15 protein-coding genes (1 of these 15 running past the window's edge) are annotated in these 17271 nt (G+C 49.3%); 5 read left to right on the top strand and 10 right to left on the bottom strand.

Annotated elements, in window-relative coordinates; all coding sequences use genetic code 11:
* The 3 genes from istA to Pan161_RS23155 form a co-directional block, all read right to left on the bottom strand.
* On the bottom strand, positions 1-1074 hold the 5' portion of the coding sequence (gene istA, locus Pan161_RS23165) for an IS21 family transposase (RefSeq protein ID WP_145223926.1). The gene continues 630 nt to the left of window position 1, outside the view; the window shows 1074 of its 1704 coding nt (coding positions 1-1074); it begins with the start codon at positions 1072-1074; its stop codon lies beyond the left edge, outside the window.
* A 381-nt stretch (positions 1075-1455) separates the two neighbouring features.
* Positions 1456-2508, bottom strand: a complete 1053-nt coding sequence (locus Pan161_RS23160) for a glycosyltransferase family 4 protein (protein WP_145231123.1) — start codon at positions 2506-2508, stop codon at positions 1456-1458.
* A gap of 136 nt (positions 2509-2644) precedes the next feature.
* Entirely contained in the window at positions 2645-4447 is a 1803-nt protein-coding gene (locus Pan161_RS23155; protein WP_145231122.1) for a redoxin family protein, read from the bottom strand.
* Between the two features lie 211 nt (positions 4448-4658).
* On the opposite strand from Pan161_RS23155, the gene Pan161_RS23150 reads away from it, so the two are divergent.
* Entirely contained in the window at positions 4659-5594 is a 936-nt protein-coding gene (locus Pan161_RS23150; RefSeq protein WP_145231121.1) for a sugar phosphate isomerase/epimerase family protein, read from the top strand.
* A gap of 57 nt (positions 5595-5651) precedes the next feature.
* Here the strand turns inward: Pan161_RS23150 and Pan161_RS23145 are convergent, their stop codons facing one another.
* From Pan161_RS23145 to Pan161_RS23135, 3 genes are all read right to left on the bottom strand, one after another.
* The gene (locus tag Pan161_RS23145; RefSeq protein WP_145231120.1) at positions 5652-6083 is read right to left on the bottom strand and encodes a nuclear transport factor 2 family protein; all 432 of its coding nucleotides are present in this window, start codon (positions 6081-6083) and stop codon (positions 5652-5654) included.
* A gap of 131 nt (positions 6084-6214) precedes the next feature.
* Positions 6215-6757, bottom strand: a complete 543-nt coding sequence (locus Pan161_RS23140; protein WP_145231119.1) for a dihydrofolate reductase family protein — start codon at positions 6755-6757, stop codon at positions 6215-6217.
* A 26-nt stretch (positions 6758-6783) separates the two neighbouring features.
* On the bottom strand, positions 6784-7773 hold the full coding sequence (locus Pan161_RS23135) for a metallophosphoesterase family protein (RefSeq protein ID WP_145231118.1): 990 nt from the start codon (positions 7771-7773) through the stop codon (positions 6784-6786).
* A gap of 328 nt (positions 7774-8101) precedes the next feature.
* Between Pan161_RS23135 and Pan161_RS23130 the strand changes: the two genes are divergently transcribed.
* Complete coding sequence (locus tag Pan161_RS23130; RefSeq protein WP_145231117.1) at positions 8102-8308, top strand: hypothetical protein; 207 nt, start codon at positions 8102-8104, stop codon at positions 8306-8308.
* On the opposite strand, the gene Pan161_RS23125 is transcribed toward Pan161_RS23130, so the two are convergent.
* The 3 genes from Pan161_RS23125 to Pan161_RS23115 form a co-directional block, all read right to left on the bottom strand.
* Positions 8309-9451, bottom strand: coding sequence for a lactonase family protein (locus Pan161_RS23125; protein WP_145231116.1), 1143 nt, complete (start codon positions 9449-9451; stop codon positions 8309-8311).
* An 89-nt stretch (positions 9452-9540) separates the two neighbouring features.
* A complete protein-coding gene (locus tag Pan161_RS23120) occupies positions 9541-9870 on the bottom strand; it encodes a rhodanese-like domain-containing protein (RefSeq protein ID WP_145231115.1) in 330 nt (109 codons plus the stop codon).
* 54 nt (positions 9871-9924) lie between these two features.
* Positions 9925-11406 carry a sulfatase family protein gene (locus Pan161_RS23115; protein WP_145231114.1) on the bottom strand — a complete coding sequence of 494 codons (1482 nt, stop codon included), beginning with the start codon at positions 11404-11406 and terminating at the stop codon, positions 9925-9927.
* A 252-nt stretch (positions 11407-11658) separates the two neighbouring features.
* On the opposite strand from Pan161_RS23115, the gene Pan161_RS23110 reads away from it, so the two are divergent.
* From Pan161_RS23110 to Pan161_RS23100, 3 genes are all read left to right on the top strand, one after another.
* Positions 11659-12978 (top strand): Nramp family divalent metal transporter, encoded by a 1320-nt coding sequence (locus Pan161_RS23110; RefSeq protein ID WP_145231113.1) that lies wholly within the window; start codon positions 11659-11661, stop codon positions 12976-12978.
* Between the two features lie 7 nt (positions 12979-12985).
* A complete protein-coding gene (locus Pan161_RS23105; RefSeq protein WP_145231112.1) occupies positions 12986-14416 on the top strand; it encodes a sulfatase-like hydrolase/transferase in 1431 nt (476 codons plus the stop codon).
* 808 nt (positions 14417-15224) lie between these two features.
* On the top strand, positions 15225-15704 hold the full coding sequence (locus Pan161_RS23100) for a DUF309 domain-containing protein (RefSeq protein ID WP_232103434.1): 480 nt from the start codon (positions 15225-15227) through the stop codon (positions 15702-15704).
* A gap of 91 nt (positions 15705-15795) precedes the next feature.
* Here the strand turns inward: Pan161_RS23100 and Pan161_RS23095 are convergent, their stop codons facing one another.
* On the bottom strand, positions 15796-17058 hold the full coding sequence (locus tag Pan161_RS23095) for an alpha/beta hydrolase (protein ID WP_145231110.1): 1263 nt from the start codon (positions 17056-17058) through the stop codon (positions 15796-15798).
* Between the last annotated feature and the right edge of the window lie 213 nt (positions 17059-17271).

Genomic DNA, 17271 nt, shown 5'->3' with positions numbered 1-17271 from the left:
CACCACAGTTCCCTTAAAGACCATTTCCACACGGTCAACGTAACCTTTGACGCTCACCGTCTGAAACGCACACTGTCGCGGCACGCTGTAATCCACGTTCTCAAACCGGGCGAACTGATACTTGTTGACCTTTACTTCCCGGCGGATGCACGGATCAAAGCGGTGCCTGGGCAACCCGGCGGCGTTTTGTTTGTCCTGTTCCAATCGTGTGCCGATGGTTTCTGTCTTACCACTACTGAGACGCTGCTGTTCCTGGAGGCAGCATTGCCGAAGATAGTTGTTGAGTTCCTCGAAATCTTCCATCTTGGGAACCGGAGTCGACCATTTCCGCTGCAACGTCTTCACGCGATTCTCAACGACCGGTTTTTCGTTCCCGCTGGCCGGCAGGCAGAACAGTGGTTCAAAGACATAATGACTTGCCAGGGCTGCATAACGTTGGTTGATTTTGCGACTCCGCCCGCTGAGCACCGCGTCGGCTACCGTTTTCGGGTTGTCCCACCAGACTTCTTTGGGAACGCGATCAAAATACTCGAACGCCTGCACCATGCCTTCCAGAATCGCTTCGGTCCGTTCCGTCGGTAGAGCGATCACAAAGGGGGCGTTGGAATACGACCAGACCAGAATCAACACTGAAACCCGTCGTCGTCCGTCGGGAAAATCGACATAAATCTTGCCGAAGTCGGCTTCCAGCCGTTGGCCCGGTTGGTGATCAAGCGGGATGAATGTTTCACGTTTATTGGTTCGGTGCTTCCGCACGAATCGACAAACTGCATCGTAACCGCCGAGATAGCCGTGCTCGTCCCGCAGTCGCTCAAAGATTCGTTGTGCTGTGTGCCGCTGTTTGGGTGGTTGCGATTCATCATCGGCGAGAATCTGTCGGATGGTCTCATGGAAGGGGCCCAGTCGGGGAGCCGCCTGAGTCTGGCGCTGCGAATATTGTTGCGGTTGCCCTGCACCGTGTAATACTTCGCGGATCTTTCGCCGTGAATGATGAAATGTCCGAGCGATTTCCCGGATGCTCATCCCGTCGCGATGAGCACGCCGTATACGTCCGTAATCGTCCACCGTAAGCATCCTTCACCCCGAAACTGAAGGTCAAAAGCCTCCAGTATCAGGAACTTGCTACGATGGGTCCATTTTACGCGCCAATAACTCCCCCAAAGTGGGTCCGCTTTGCACGCCAATCTCCAGGGGCTGCTGAATACGAGAGCTGGACGTGGTTATCCACCGATATTTCAGGCATTGGACATCGATATTGATGGCGCAATTCAAACGGGGCAACCAATCACATTTGAAACCACTCGGATAATGCTGGAATTGGGAGCTGATCCAAAATTAAAAGATCAGAGAGAACGGACACTGAGAGAATTCACGCAAAATTATGGAGACTCAGTCGTTTGTGAATTCGACAGATTCGTTGCACCACTCCTGCAGGAGTAGAACTCTGAGAATGAACTAACTTCCTGATACCTTCCCCAGTGTCTCTTCCAGGTATTGTTTCAATACCCTGCTGTTCGGCTCAATGTCAAATTGTTCTTCAACCGTATTTCTACCTCGCAGGCCTACCGACTTTCGCAGTTCGGGTGAGTCCAGCAACTGTCGCAGTGATTCATACCATTCTTCCTCCGTACTGGCGGAGAAACCGTTCTGGCACTGATCGATAATATCTGCGTTGACCCCCACTGGTGACGCGACGGCCGGGATTCCCAGGGCCATGTATTGCAGCAGTTTTAAGCCGCATTTGAAGCGGGACCATGCATCGTCTTCCAGGGGCATGATGCCGATGTCGAAGGCAGACAGGTCCTGGTATTCCGTTTCTGGACGCCAGACCACGTGCCGCACTTCAATTCCGTCCAGCACGAGCGCCGCAATGGGATCGGGAGTGGCGGAGATGATACAGAGGACGAATTCAAATTGTTCCGCCAGTCGCTGCAGTGCAGGGACAACCAGTTTGAGATTCGGGATGTTCGTATCCAGGCCAGTCCAGCCAATGACCGGCTTAGCTGGCGGGAGCTGGCTGTAGTCTTTGACCGGATATTTGCTGGCGATCACGGACGTGGGCAGGAGTCGAACCCAGTCATTGTGTTTTTGGGCTTCTTCGAACAGATTCTGATTCCCGACAATCAGCAAATCTGCTTTCGCAGCGAGTACGCGAAACTTTTCCGGATATTTAAGAAAAATTCCATCATCGATATCCAGTACCGTTTTACCGGGGAGCCCCATGAACAGGAGCTCCAGGTTAAAGCTCTTGTGATCAAAGAGTTCCCGTTCGATGAATACGATATCAAATCGTTTCAGTCGGGCATAAAAATAATGCAGATAGCGGGTGTTCCGTTTCAGCAGGTAGCTGAGTCGATAGCCCAGCCAGCGGATATGCTCATATTTTTCGGGATAACTGGCCAGCACCGTGCATTCGATCCCCGCCTGCCGCAGAAAAGGCAGATAATTCAAAACGCGAAACCGGGAGGAAGGGACATTTTTCCCGGAGATCAGGAACAGGACGCGCATGAAGTCTCTCTTCAGTCAATCGAACTCTGGTGTGTACTGACGTAGATGGTTGTCGTTCTACTGATGATACACTTTCCTGACAAAGAAACCAGTCGTTTGATTGCTGGTACCATTGATTGAGAGCAGGGCTGTCAGTTTAGTTAACGGTCTGACCAGTTTCTGGATCGATCGACAAATTCAGTCGTTCATCGGCGTAGGTGTAGAAGAAGAAAGCATACATCATTTCGTGATAGGTTTGCGGTCCGTTTCTGACACTGGTAGTGGGATCCGGATTGAAGGGGTTAAATGCAGAATTATCATAATGCGCAATCGCTTCGATGCGGGTTCCTGCTGGAAAAAAGTGCCTCTGGTCTTTCCAGAGGTATCCAATCTGCCAGTCAAAGCTGTAATTGGGGATGACCAGCAGCGATTCGTCTTTCCCGTCGGGATAATGTGCCAGAAATGACAGGTCTTTGCCCCGCAGATGCATATGAGCAAACAGGCCGATGCCATGTGCATCACGATCAAGTGTTTTCGAATTACTCACTTCATAATGAGGCGCGCCAGGGGGAATCGTGAATTTCGTGTTCCTGATAATCAGAAATCGATAGCGTTTCTGAACTTTGTCTGTCACATATTTAAAGCCTACGGAAATCTTGCATCGTTCCGGTTTTCCGGTAGAGGTGTAATGGATCTGCAAAGCCAGGGCACTTCCTTTAGGGATCAGTATCCCCAGTTCTTTCGGAAGTACAGTCGGACCCGATCCCGGGACTTTGCCTGTGATGAAATTGGACTCATCCCATTTCTTTGTCAGGCTGACTGCGGCCATATTGCAGTGATGCAGGACACTGGGATTATCGGGACGAATCTGGATGGCGGAGATCCAGGTATCTTCGGGGAAAATATAAGGCAGCACTGTATAGCGATACGGAATATAACCATCAGCGGGAAGCGTATGGGTTTCCAGCATGCTGATTTCCAGATCTGGTTTGCCAATCAACCATTTCTCTTGAGCAGGAGCAGGGGCGGGCGTGGGGTTTTCAGGTTCCTCTCCGGCTGGCATCCCTGCCTGATACCAGTCGGCAATAAGAGTGCGTTCTTTCCGGGACATACTGCGGTGATTGGCAAATTCTGCATGTGAACTGCCTCCATACCAGGGAGGCATCCGCTGTTCCTGAACAACCTCAGCAATCATCGCCCCGTTATTGAGGACTTCTTCCAGTGTCGTTAAGGCAAACGGCGCTTCTGTCTGGGGACGATGGCAATCGAGACAATGTTTTTTAATGAGTGGTTGAATGTCTTCATAGTAAGTGGTTGATTTCACAGTATGGCCGACTGCGTGCGAAGTAATAATGCAGCCATCCACATTGGTTTCAGGAATTTTAACCGGCCCGTTCTTAAGGACTGCCTCAATCGCATTTATAAGATTATTTTCTGTTGGCTGCGGAAGAGAGCCACCAATCCGGTACTGATCATCAATGCGACCGCGATATTGCAGTTTGAAATCAGAATCCAGTACAGCCACTTCAGGTGTTCGTTCCAACCCCAGAGCATTCTCAGAGTGGCTGCGGAGATCCTGCACATTGGGAAATGGAATATCGTGGACGATTGCATATTCAGCAATTTCCCGGATCGAATCAGAGGGACCAGTATGTAATGCAATGAACTGAACTCCCTGAGGTCTGTATTGCTGTTCCAACTTCTTCAGTCGGGGTAGATAGCGTTTCACCAGCGGACAGGTCGTGTTGCAGGCGATCACTACGAATGCTTTCTGGTTTTTGAAATCATGCAGAGATCGAGTCAGATAACGAATATCTTTAAACTTAAGTGGTCCAGCCTGAGCCCCCGGCTGTGGTTTCACGGACTGCGGTTCATCTGCGGGGATTTTTTCAATGCTACCTGCAATGAAGAAGCCGAGGAGCAGAAGAATGAACTGTTTGCGCAGAGGAGTTAGATGCATTAACGGAATCCATTTGTCAATCGTTTACAGACAAAGACATATCAGTGTTGAATACTTAAAAGCATACCCGCCAAGTTGAATATTCGTTTCACAGAATTGCTGTCGTTGCGATTATTCTTGTGGTTGAAGCCATTATGCCTCAGAATGATGTCTATCGACAGCTGACTTCGTACTCAGGTGCATTGTACTGTTCTGGAACAGGGAAACGATAATGAAGTTCTCAAGAAGGCAGTTTCTGAACGTAAGCGGTGGTGCAGTCATAGGTTCCTGCCTGGGAAGTTTGTCTCTGACTGTCGCGAGGGACGCGGAACGGCAGGTGGAAAAATCGCTGGACCGTCAGCTGGGGATCACAACTTCCTCCCTGGCTTATCAACTTTCTCCGCGGGCGAAAGAAGATCAAATCACCCTGCTGGAACTGCCTCGGATTATGCGAGACGAGCTGGGGATGACAGTCATTGATCTGAATACTTCCACGCTGGCTTCAACCGATCCGAAGTATCTCGATCAGGTACGCTCTGCCGCAGACAAGGCAGGTTGTGTCTTGACCAACCTGAAAATGAATCAGCCAAAGCTGGATTTGAACAGTCCTGATGCTGCGGTTCGAAACAAGGCTCTGGACAGCTATAAAGCATCCATCAATGTGGCTTCTCATCTGGGTTTAAAGTGGGCGCGCCCACTGCCACTAGTATCGAAGCCCGATATGAAAATTCACGTGGACAGTTATCGAGAGCTATGTGAATACGGCGCGGAAGGCAATGTCCAACTGCTGGTCGAAAATTATGGCTGGATGCAGAGCGACCCATGTTCTGTTGTGAAATTGGTAAAAGCAATTGGAAAAAATGTCGCCGCCTGTCCAGACACGGGAAACTGGGACAGTAACGAACTCCGCTACGCCGGGCTGGAGCAAACGTTTCCCTTCGCCGTCACATGTGATTTTAAGGCGAGACAAATCGGCCCCAAAGGCGAACATCCGCGGTATGACCTCAAGCGTTGTTTTGAGATTGGCTGGAAGGCCGGTTTCCAGGGCCCGTGGTGTTTCGAGCATGCCAATCCGGATCGGAAAGCGTTGTTCAAGGAACTCCTGTTACTCCGCGAAACGCTGCAGACCTGGATGAAAGAAGCAGCGAAGCAGTCCTCCGGATCATGAGAGAAGAAATGCGTTCGCTGCCAAATTCTGATTGACTTTATCTTTTTTAAACAGGTGTCAGGGTAAGGGGGTTTCCTGGTAAGAGGTTTCAATCCATTTCCCTTTTTTCTTAACCCACGACTCCAGAATCTGGACATGCTTTGCCAGTGTTTTTCCTTTAAAAGTTCCCTCAATCTGAGCTTCGTATCGAATCAGGGCGGTGCGGGGAGTGGGATGAACTATGGTTTTAGGATTCGCTTTGAAAAGAGTCAGTTTGAGTTCCGGCAGTGCTTTCAGTTGATCTTCCTGGGTGAAAAACTGGTATGATGGCGAAATCGACATGTGCAGAGGGTCGGTCATGCTGCGGATGGTTTCTTTGTCCCGTTTGGAAAATGCTTCATCGAGGGTTTTTACCGCTTTCAACAATTCCGCGTCTGCTTCTTCTGCAACAGCGGAACTGGAGAGAATGCAGCAACTGAGAATGGCGAACAGGAAGGATCGGAGGAGCATTAGAATTCCTTTCAAGAGAACAGGCGAAGTGTGAAATATGACTGCTGATAATATAGCCTCTGGATGTAATACCCGGACAGTCGAGTTGACAGGAATTCATGACAATTTCAAGAACGCTGAATTGTCAGGTTTCAGATTACCTGATATCTGCTTTGCACTAATCCGTTGGGAAAAGTATGCGTCTGGAGATGCCTGAGTTTGATGTCTGTATCTGCTTCACCAAATAGAGGAATACCGGATCCGATCAGAACTGGAATGCGGGTGATGATGAGTTCGTCTATCAGTCCCGCTTTCAGAAAACCCTGAATCGTTTTCCCCCCATCAACGTAAACATGCTGAAAGCCCTCTTCTGAAAGTTTCTCAATCAGTTCGGCGGGAGTACAGGATGATGATTCGACTGTATCTGATACTTTACTCGGGATGGAAACGGTTTGGCTACTGAGAATAATCATTCTTTTGTCACCATAAGGCCAGTCGCCTTCAAAAGAGAGCACCGTTTCAAAAGTCTTGCGTCCCATGACGAGAATATCAATGGAGTCCATGAACTCATGGTAGCCGTAGTCTTCTCCTTCCGGGGCATCAGCGCTCTCGATGCCGGGTAACCAGTCCAACGCTCCGTTGTTGCGGGCGATAAAACCATCCAGGCTGGTGGCGATGTAAACAGAGACTTTCACAATGGACTCCTATGCAATCAATCAGCTCAGAGGTTTTCGTCAGGTTGGATGGGAGGCTGTTCTTCCGCTACGGAGTAGTCACGCTCTTCAATCGGGGGATGTCCCAAGGGGCCAAAGGTGCCAAATTCTTCACATTGATCCTCTCCTGGAATGAAAGTGACTTCAATCCCGGAATCAGTCACATCGCAGCGATGAAAACCGAACCGGGTATCTGCTTCGGGCCAGCGTTCACTCAATTGCCCGGTGTTGCCGGCTGCCTGGGTACGGTAGACGCGAATTCCGTCTACGTGTTGTACGGGGCGTCCTGTATGCACGTGACCGCAAAACAGGATTTCGACTTTCGCTGCTTTGAGAATTTGCCATAATCGCTGACGATGCGGGGGATCAATGGAAAAGTACCAGTTATCATACTGATCGCCGTCGGTCAGATCCCACGCCGGTTCATCCGGTTGCTCCATGAATGGCCAATAATGCATGACGACGACATGCTGTTTCGCCGGGGGAAGATCAGGCAGACGCTCCAGAAAACGCCAGAAGCGTTGTTCGTGCGGCAGTCCCGTGCCGGCAACGGCTGCATAAAAACCTGTGAAGCGTATCTCGCGATGTAGAAAAGACCACTGCAGCGGACCGAAGTAATTGCTGAAGAGGTCCAGACGTTTCGCCGTCATATTCAGATCGGGATCGTTCCAGCCAAGCCCTTTGGGGTCCCAGCGATGTTTGACTCCGGTCTGCGTGGCGTGTTTGTTGCCGACATCCATATTGCCGGGAATCACAAATGTGGGGAAGGGGAGTGTGTCCAGATCCTCACGCGCCTGTTGATATTCAAATTCATGGGTATCCCCATCCCGTGTCAGATCGCCGCCATGCAACAACAGGTCGGCATCAATGGCCGCCATCTGCTGTTTGATGGCGGCCCAGCGTTTATTAATGGCGGGGCGAAATCGATAAGAACGGGCTGTCCCCATGTGACTGTCATTGACATGCAGAAAGATCCAGGGAGGAGCTGATCGATTCATGGTTAATCTGTTTCCCTCTAAAGTTCGTACGAGTCCGGGCGCAAACGGCAGTGAAGAAATAGGGGCTATCAAGCACCGGAATAACGGAACGTTATTTTATAATATCATCCTAAACTCTGCAGGACGTCAGAGACAACCAGTGGGGACGTTTTCTGGACGACAGGTTGGCCTTTTGTTTTTAGCTGATCAGGAAACGGTTCTGTTTGAACTTGCACTGACAGGTGGCTGGAAACGACAATGAGTGACAGGCACAGATCACAGGTAAAAGTGCGATGGAGTTACTCGATCCCTGACAGTGATGAATTTTTTATGGAGGATGATAAAGAACATGGTTTGTACACACTTGAAAGAACTCTATCAGTTTTGTGAACAGAATCAGTTGAAGCTGGGAGGCTCTGACCTGATTCATGTGATCTGTAAACAATGTGATCAGGAAGAAACCTGTCCGTCCACGTTGATGGACGAATACGATTCCAGACATCCTGAAGAATCAGAGACTGTAGAATCGAAAACGAAAGATAATCAGACTGACTGATTAACGAATCATAATGCAGGATGGACTGGGGATTTCTACCGGATCTCCTGTGGGAGAGAGTTTTCCTGTTTCGTCGTCGATCTGGAAGACAACGACATTGTTACCAGGCATATTGGCACAGATCAGAAATTTTCCGTCTGCCGTGACAGCCAGATTCTGTGGACCTTTACCCAGACTGGGGGCGATTTCTATCAGTGTCAGCTTTCCCTGCTCATCCACTTGGTAAGCGGCGATACTGTCATGTCCGCGATTCGTGCCATACAGGAATTTACCATCGGGAGTAAATTTCAGGTCTGCACAGTGGCTGGTGCCAGTAAAGTCTTCCGGCAGCGTCGAAATGGTCTGTCCTTCGATGAGCAGGCCCGATTCGGGATGGTAATCGAATTCCGTGATCGAATTTTTCAGTTCGTTGATCACATACATCTGCTTCCCATCAGGATGGAATGTCAGATGACGGGGACCAGCGCCGGGGATGGTTCGCACGAAAGGCTGTTCTGCCGGAGTCATTTTTGCTGTCTGGGGATCGAGTTGATAGGCGAGGATTTTATCGAGTCCCAGATCGGCAGCGAACACAAACTTCTCATCAGGGCTGATCACACTGCAGTGTGCATGTGGCTCTTTCTGACGTTGAGGATTGACACTGGAACCAGTGTGTTGAATAAACGTTTTGGGTTCACCAAGAGAACCATCTGCTTTAACGGGCAGAGAGGTGACGCTGCCAGTTGTGTAATTGGCAACGACAACAGCTTTGCCTGACTTATCGATATCGAGGTAACAGGATGCTGTTCCCAGGGAAGATTGTCGGTTGAGCAGCTTGAGTTTCCCGGTGCGACCTTCCAACGCGAAAGCGGAAACAAATTCATTGTCTTTCCCACTGAATTTCCCTGGAGCATGAATGGAATATAGAAATTTGTTATCGGGAGAAACCGCCAGAAAAAAAGGATGTTCCACATCTGAGGTGCGTTCTACCAGCTTAAGTTCACCAGTCTTTGGATTCATCTTATAGGCATGGATGGCCCCCTTTTCCCCAGGGGCAAATGCGGATATGAAAACCAGAGGCTCTTCAGAGGCAGCCACGGTCACATTACCGAAGGCGATGCCAGCCACGATGGGGAACAGAAAAAAAACTTGCTCGTAAGACATGCGAAACTCCCAGGCAGGTGGACAGTGGTGGATAAATCGGTGATGTTAAAAATCTGATCAGGCAGATATATCTGCTACCAGACGTTGGTTTAATAGCGCTGTTTTGTATTATCAATTTCACAGGACCAGGCATCAATCCCACCCTGCATGCTTTTGACATTCGTAAATCCCTGCTGCTGCAGCCAGGTGGCTACCTGCAGACTGCGCATCCCATGATGACAGTAGACAATGATTTCTGCCTCACGTTGATCTTCCAGTTCAGAAATGCGATCCTGGATTACACTCATCGGCAGCAATTGCGCTTCAGGAATATTGACCAGAGTGTGTTCGTCCTGCTCGCGACAGTCAAGCAGCAGGAAGGGGTTGCCGGAGTCAAGTTTCGATTTGACTGTCTGGCAGTCAGTTTCCAGGGAGTGCATCAGGTTCTCAGTTCCTCTATCAGGTTCGTTACGGATTTTGTATGTAGTCGTTGTTTATTTTGTCGATGTTGTTTTCAGGGTCGGGGGGACGGGATGATCAACTTTCGCAGCGGAACGCTGGTTGGCTCCCGGGCGATTGGTATCTCCCAGATCAGCGCGGGCTTTTTCAGCCAATGACATCAACTCTTTGACGATTTCAGGGTGCTGGTCTGCAACATTGTGTTCCGAACTGGTATCGGTGACCACGTTGAACAGCAGCGGTTGAGAGCCTGCCCCTTTTTTGAAATGTGGATGGCGGCTGAATTCTTTCAGAGGGACGAATAATTTCCAGGGCCCTTTGCGGACTGCCTGCAATTGCTCCATCGCATAATAGTAAAAGCCATCGTAGGGAGTTTTCGCGTCTGCTTCCCCCAGCATCAGGGGGCGTATGTCATGGCCATCTATGATCCGATCCGTAGGGACTTTTCCACCGGAGAGTCTGGCAAATGTGGGGAGTAGATCCATTGTGGTTGCCAGTTCTTCACACACGGTTCCCGCAGGGACCATTTCAGGCCACCACACGATGGTGGGCACGCGGAATGCCCCTTCTGCGGTTGTGTAACCTCGACCATTTAATGGTTTGTTCGTACCTCGTTCTGTACTGTTCATATCTCTGGCCATGGGAGAGCCGTTATCTGAAGTCCAGATCACAAGCGTGTTCTTGTCGATACCCAGTTCGACAAGCTTGTCCAGAATCTGTCCGGTAGACCAGTCGAGTTCTTCGATGCTGTCACCCCAGGGACCGTTTTTACTTTTCCCCCGGAAGGCATCACTGGCGAAGGGCTTGCTGGTACTGCCGGGCATGGCCTGTGGGAAGTAGAGGAAGAAGGGTTGGTCTTTGTTCTCCTCGATGAATTCGACTGCTTTCTCGGTATAGTCTTTGGTTAATAAATTTCTGTCGACGCCTGCTTCGATCACAGTATCGTTCAACATGACGGGCAGGGGGGGCCAGTTTTTGCCATCCAGTCGATCGCCGAGGCGTTGACCAACTGCCTGTGTCATATCATCGCTGTAGGGGATTCCATAAAAGTAATCGAATCCCTGTTTCGTGGGCAGAAAGGGCGGCTGGTCTCCCAGATGCCATTTCCCGATCATGCCGGTTTTGTAACCCTGTTTTTTCAGTACTTCGGCAACGGTGATTTCACCTGGATTTAATCCATAAGGTGAAATGGGACGCAGCACCTGGCCGTCACGTGGATTCCAGTGCATGCCGACCCGCTGGGAATAACAGCCGGTCATGATGGAGGCACGCGAGGGAGTACAGACACCAGCCGTCACACAGAAATGAGTAAACTTGCGTCCTTCCCTTGCCATACGATTCAGGCAGGGAGTACGGTTTACAGTGGAACCAAAGGGTTCAATATCACCATAGCCAAGATTGTCGCAGAAGATGACGATTAAGTTGGGTTTCTTTTTGGGGGGAGCGGCAGACGAAGCTTGCGGGGTAAGAGTGAATAGCAGTCCAGCCAGACAGAGTAACTTGATTAATGGTTTCACTGCAGCATCCTTAATAAATGTCTTTATTGGCTTCTGGTGAATAACCGGGGCATGCAGGTGGTGAACGCAGGAGAAATCAATGCCGTCAGTTCGGTCGTTTATTCTTTAATAGTAAATGTTACACTGACTGTTTCCAAAATAAAACCGGACAAAGTATGAAATGGATTGTGTATCACGGCAGGTTTCGCATAATAAATAACTGATGCTTTGCGTCCCACAGATGAAACTTACACCACGAGGATACCCGGTAACGTGACAGAAGAACAAGCAATAAGTGTCAAGCCACACTGGTGGCAGCGGATTGGTCCCGGGCTGGTGACTGCCTGCGTTGTGATTGGTCCGGGCAGTATTTTGACCAGTTCTAACCTGGGAGCCAAAGAGGGATACAGCATGATCTGGGTGGTGCTGGTCTCCGTAATTTTCATGCTGGTCTATACCTCACTGGGAGCCAAGTTGGGGACAGTGACTGATGAATCCACGTGCACACTGCTTGCAAAAACGGTGGGGCGCCCCTTAACGGTACTGATTGGCTGCGGCGTGTTTTTTATCTCAGCCGCCTATCAGTTTGGAAATAATCTGGGTGTGCACTCGGCTCTGGAAAATTATACCGATTTCGAATATGGGATCGTGATCTTCAATGCGATTTCGCTAGCGTTTCTATTCGGGTTTAAGAATCTGTATAAACTGGTCGAACGACTGATGTCAGTCTTTGTGGCTGTGATGCTGTTATCGTTTGCCATTAATCTCTTTTTTGCGAAACCGGACCTGGCGGAGATGGCGCAAGGCGTGATTCCCGGTTCCGGTAAAGGTGGACTGGAATCAATTAAAGATATTTCCCTGTTGGGGCTGATTGGTACCACGTTTGTCATTACCGCAGCGTTCTACCAGTCTTATCTTGCGCGTTTCAAAGGCTGGAAAGTGAATGACCTCAAGGACGGTCGGATTGATGCCTGTATTAGCGCGACAATCATGGCTTTGATTACGATTATGATCATGTCGACAGCAGCCGCAGTTCTGCGAGGCACGACCCTATCGAGCGTCGCCGATGTCGGTAACGCATTACAGCCTCTATTTGGAGATAAAGGACAAATTCTATTTTGCATCGGCTTGTTCTCAGCCGCTTATTCCTCATTCATTGTGAATTCGATGATTGGGGGATTTATCCTTTCAGACAGTCTCGGATTAGGGGGGACGCCACAGGATAAAGCAACACGCCTCCTGACGGCGGCCGTATTGCTGACGGGTATGTTTGTAGCACTGTACGTGATTAAATCAGAAACCAAACCAGTTCTTGCGATTGTCGCTGCTCAGGCGGTGACCGTTGTCGCTGCTCCACTGGCAGCAGGTGCCTTGTTGTTGTTAACCAGCAGTAAAAAAATCATGGGGGAACATCGAAACGGACCTGTAATGAACCTGTTTGCGGGCATCGGTTTTGTATTATTGCTGGGGATGGCCTGGTATATCGCCACGCAGAAAGTGGTTCCCGAGATACAGAAAATGCGTTCCGGTTCTGCAGCAGTCGAATTGGTACCTCAGCCTGAAATGAATCTGGTGTCCCAGAAACAAAGTTAGAACTCTTATGAAACGTCTGATCCAAACTGTCTGTCTCTGCTCTTGTTTTTTGATTTGTCTGCCTGTGCAGGCGGAAGAGAAAAAGGATACACGTCCCAATATCATTTTTATCCTGCTCGACAACGTCGGCAAGGACTGGTTTCGCTGTTACGGCAGTGAAGAGAATCAGACACCCAATATCGATCATCTGGCTTACACGGGCTTGCGGTTTCGTAACTGTTATGTGACGCCCGTCTGCAGTACGACCCGACATATGCTGCTCACCGGGCGTTACCCGTTTCGTTCCGGCTGGCATACGCACCATGATCCGGCGATTTATGGCGGCGGGTATTTTGACTGGAACCGCGAGATCTGTTTTGCGCGAATCCTGAGAGATGCTGGGTATAGTACCTGTATCTCAGGGAAATGGCAGATCAATGATCTGTTTGATCCCGCGCAGAAAGATGCGATACAGGAACATGGGTTTGAAGAATACTGTCTCTTTCCAGAAGGGATGAAAGGTCACCCGGCTCATAAGCAGCGCTACTGGGATCCCTATGTGATCCAGAACGGCAAGCAACTGGAGACAAAAGGGAAGTTCGGGCCGGATATCTTCACGGACTATCTGATTGACTATATGAAGACACATCGGGACAAACCATTCTGCGCATACTATTCTGCGATTCTGACTCACATTCCCGTGGTGCATACTCCCCATAATATCGGGAAAGAATTAACGCCACGTGAACAGTTTGCGGGGATGTTGAACTACTCCGATTTTCTGATCGGGAGACTGGTCAAAGCGATGGACGAACTGGGGATTCGTGAGAATACGATTCTGTTCATTGTTCCCGATAATGGTACGGATAATGGCACCGATCAGAATTCCGAGCAGAGCCTGGGCGGCCGGATTAATGGTCGTATTTCCGCAGAGGGAATTTACTCTCTTAAGGAACAGGGAATCAATATGCCATTAATTATTAATTGCCCCAGGCTGGTCGGAACAGAGCGGATCAGTGATGACCTGATTGATATTGCAGACGTTCTGCCCACGCTGGCCGATCTGGCGAACGCACCACTTCCCGAGGGGGTGACGATCGATGGGAAATCATTTGCACCTCAGATATTGAATCAGCCCCGCACTGAGCCATGGCGTTCGTGGTGTCTGACTCAATATTATAAGCAGCGTGTCATCAGAGATCAGCGTTTTAAGCTCTATTCGACGGGAGAATTTTTCGATCTATCAGAGGATCCGCTGGAACAGCATGACCTGTCCCGCACTGAACGACTAAAGACGGAAAACACAAGTCTCAAATCGTATGCTCAGCTGAAGAGTGTTCTCGACTCACTTCCGGAAAATGCGAAACTGCCTTGGGAGTTTCGCAGCATTTCTGCTCGCAGGATCAAAGCCCAGGAGGAACTGATGAAAAAATCAGAGGCATCTGAAAAAGGACAATAGGCTTTACAGGACTGCCAGTCTGACTACGGGGGTTCCCTGTTTCTTTCAGATGCAGAGCATCTCGAGCGCATCACATTTAACCATAGCGTCTCTCAATCTATTATACTGGGCCCAAACGGCTCTGGAGAGGCTACAGTAAAACTGGATACAATCTAGACAGGCGTTCCGGTTTAACACATTTGCAATCTTTGTCTGTGTATCTTTCCAGGTTGCTATTCCGCCTGACCAGAACGAGTTTGGCCTGAAATCCCGGAAATTGCTTCAAATTATAAAATCTGCTCTTTATGTTCGAAAAAGCTTGTATATGATGAGGTAACAAAGCTTGAAAATAAGCTTTTTGAGCTCGATTTTCAGTTTCCTACCCCTTTCGCTCCAGGCTGTATTGAGCATGCAGTGATTTGAGCCGATTGCGACCGAGCCCGATTGGAAAAGGGGCGGAGCCCAAATTTGAGAGGTTTTAGCGCTATCGTTGCGGAAGCCTTTAAATATAAATAGGTTAGGTGCCGACTTCATGTCAGCAAAGCCTGCGACACGAATTCAGTCAGTACCCGCCACACATGTTCAATCTAGATTGTATCCAGTTTTATTATAGCGCCTGCAGGTCCATTAGGACCGAATATAATAGATTGTGAGATGCTTTAGTTAAATGCGATGCGTTCTAGAATATACCTGGTCTCAGATTCAGTAGACCTAAGCTAAACTAAAGAGAAATTGGAGATTCTAAAGGATGGTTTATCCTGTTGCAGATGTTGTGCGTTTACTACCTTCATCCAGACTACCCGAATATACTTTTGTTCCTGGAAAAAGCTTGCCGCATCCTTATCGTGATCCCAAGGGGCACAGTTATGGTAATAAGCCAAAACCACCCAAGGCGTTGACCGAAGATAACTGGGTTGAGCATCGGAATTATCTGAATGCGATCGACTATTTCAATCTGGGTTTCTACTGGGAAGCCCATGATGAGTGGGAACGTCTGCTACGGGTCTGTGGCCCTGATTCCATTCCGGGACGCTTCCTCAAAGGTCTGGTGAAACTTTCCGCAGCGGGTATCAAAGTCCGTGAAGGCAGTATTCATGGGGTGCGTCGACATGCTGCTTCTGCAGGAGAAGTGTTTGCGGATGTCGCAGCAGAGTCAAACGCGGATCATTATTGTGGACTGGAACTGACGAAACTGCAGTTTGCCGCTGACAGAGCTGCGCAACTGCGTTACCCGGACGATCTGACCATGGGTGAGCCCATTCGCGTCTTTCCGTTCCTGCTGGAACCGGAACCATTCCCATTGGGATAATCTTACTCTGTAAGATTCCAGATATCATTTAAAGAGCACACATTGGTGTGCTCTTTTTTGTTTCCGAATCTGAGTTTTCAACGTCAGCTGTTTAACGGAACGTTCCTCGAATCGCACGCCCTAACAGCCTGCGATTGCTCTGAAATTTCCAGGCGAGATTCTCCAGCAGTGCTCTTAAATCCCGTTGATTCGCGGGGATTCCCTGAAACACAAGTTTGACATCAGACAGTACGGTATTACTGTCAGCATGATAGGAATGCCCCAGAGCAAACAGATTCGTATCAATTTCAGAAGCATCGACCACATTGATCTTTTGATATTCAGGGAACACCGTCAGATGGGTACCTCCTTCGCCCAGCCGCTGATGCCAGAACGAATTGACAACCCGCGAGGCTTTCAAAGCCAGGTCTTCTGAAGAGGAATAGATTGTGAAACGTTCTGCAGTCTGAACAATGTGCGGAGCGATCGAATCTTTAAATACCTGGGCATCGATATCCGGGGCTGTCAGAATCACTTCATTGAACAGCGGCGTCGTTTCCTGACTGAGAGCCAGTTTCTGCGAAATGTTCTTCAGGGCTCTTGATAATACCCGGTTTCCCATACTATGGGCAATCAGATGTATTTTTCTGGCGCCTGATTCCCGTGCAATGGCTTCAATGAACAGGGTTACGTTTTCTTCACACCACTGCGCAGTGCGGCCATCTTCTTTATAAGCCCAGATAGAACCTTTCTCCTGCGAAGGCCAGCTATACATTAATGGAGCGCCCTTGAATTTCAGGTCGTATGCGATCTGAGCGGTCCTGCGCGCTGCATCTTCGAACGAGTTATTGAAGCCATGTACAAAGATAAATGCTTCGCCGCCAACACGCACTTTACCGGTGGGGGATTCTTCTACTTCGACCGAGTCTTTAATGGTTTGACGCAACTGTGATAAAAACTCCGAACCGGAGGCCGGTTCCACTGATTGCAACACGACATGTTTATCAGGATTTTCCCGGAACTCCAGCTTCCAGATTCGGGGGGATTCCAGTTTACCTGTTTCATGATTTTCCGGGATACTGACATCACAGAAACCTAACGACAAACTGGCGCGACTGGTTCCAAAAAACTGTTGGGGATGCGACGAACCGGTCAAATTACGATCGGTGCCATAAAACACACGGACGGTTTCATGCTTTTCCTTTTTCGCCGCCTTCTCTTGCGCATCAGGTTCGGCTGATGCAGGCATCGGCTGTTCTGACATCTGTGGCGATTGTGCTTCTTTGGGGGCGGGGCTGGAATCCTGCTTGCCGCTACAACCGATCAGTGTGAGCCCGGCTAAAGCCAGGGTGAAAAAGAATTTAGTGGCGTTCATCGTGCATCCTTGCAGTTTGAAGCAGTTCCTGCTGAATATGAATCAATTTAGTTGCGAAAAATACTCCATCGGGCTGGATGACTCAAGGTGAAGTTGCGAAACAGCTTGGAAGCGATTACCGCTTCAAGGGACTGTCAGAACGGGAGTTGCAGTTAACTTAACATCATTGTTTGCTATGGGTTATGCGGTTTGGTATCCTTGCTGACAGAGAAT

It is taken from the genome of Gimesia algae (genome assembly GCF_007746795.1).
In the GTDB taxonomy this organism is placed as follows: domain Bacteria; phylum Planctomycetota; class Planctomycetia; order Planctomycetales; family Planctomycetaceae; genus Gimesia; species Gimesia algae.
Note: the sequence above shows the minus strand (reverse complement) of the source record. Positions and strands in the feature narration are given on the sequence as shown.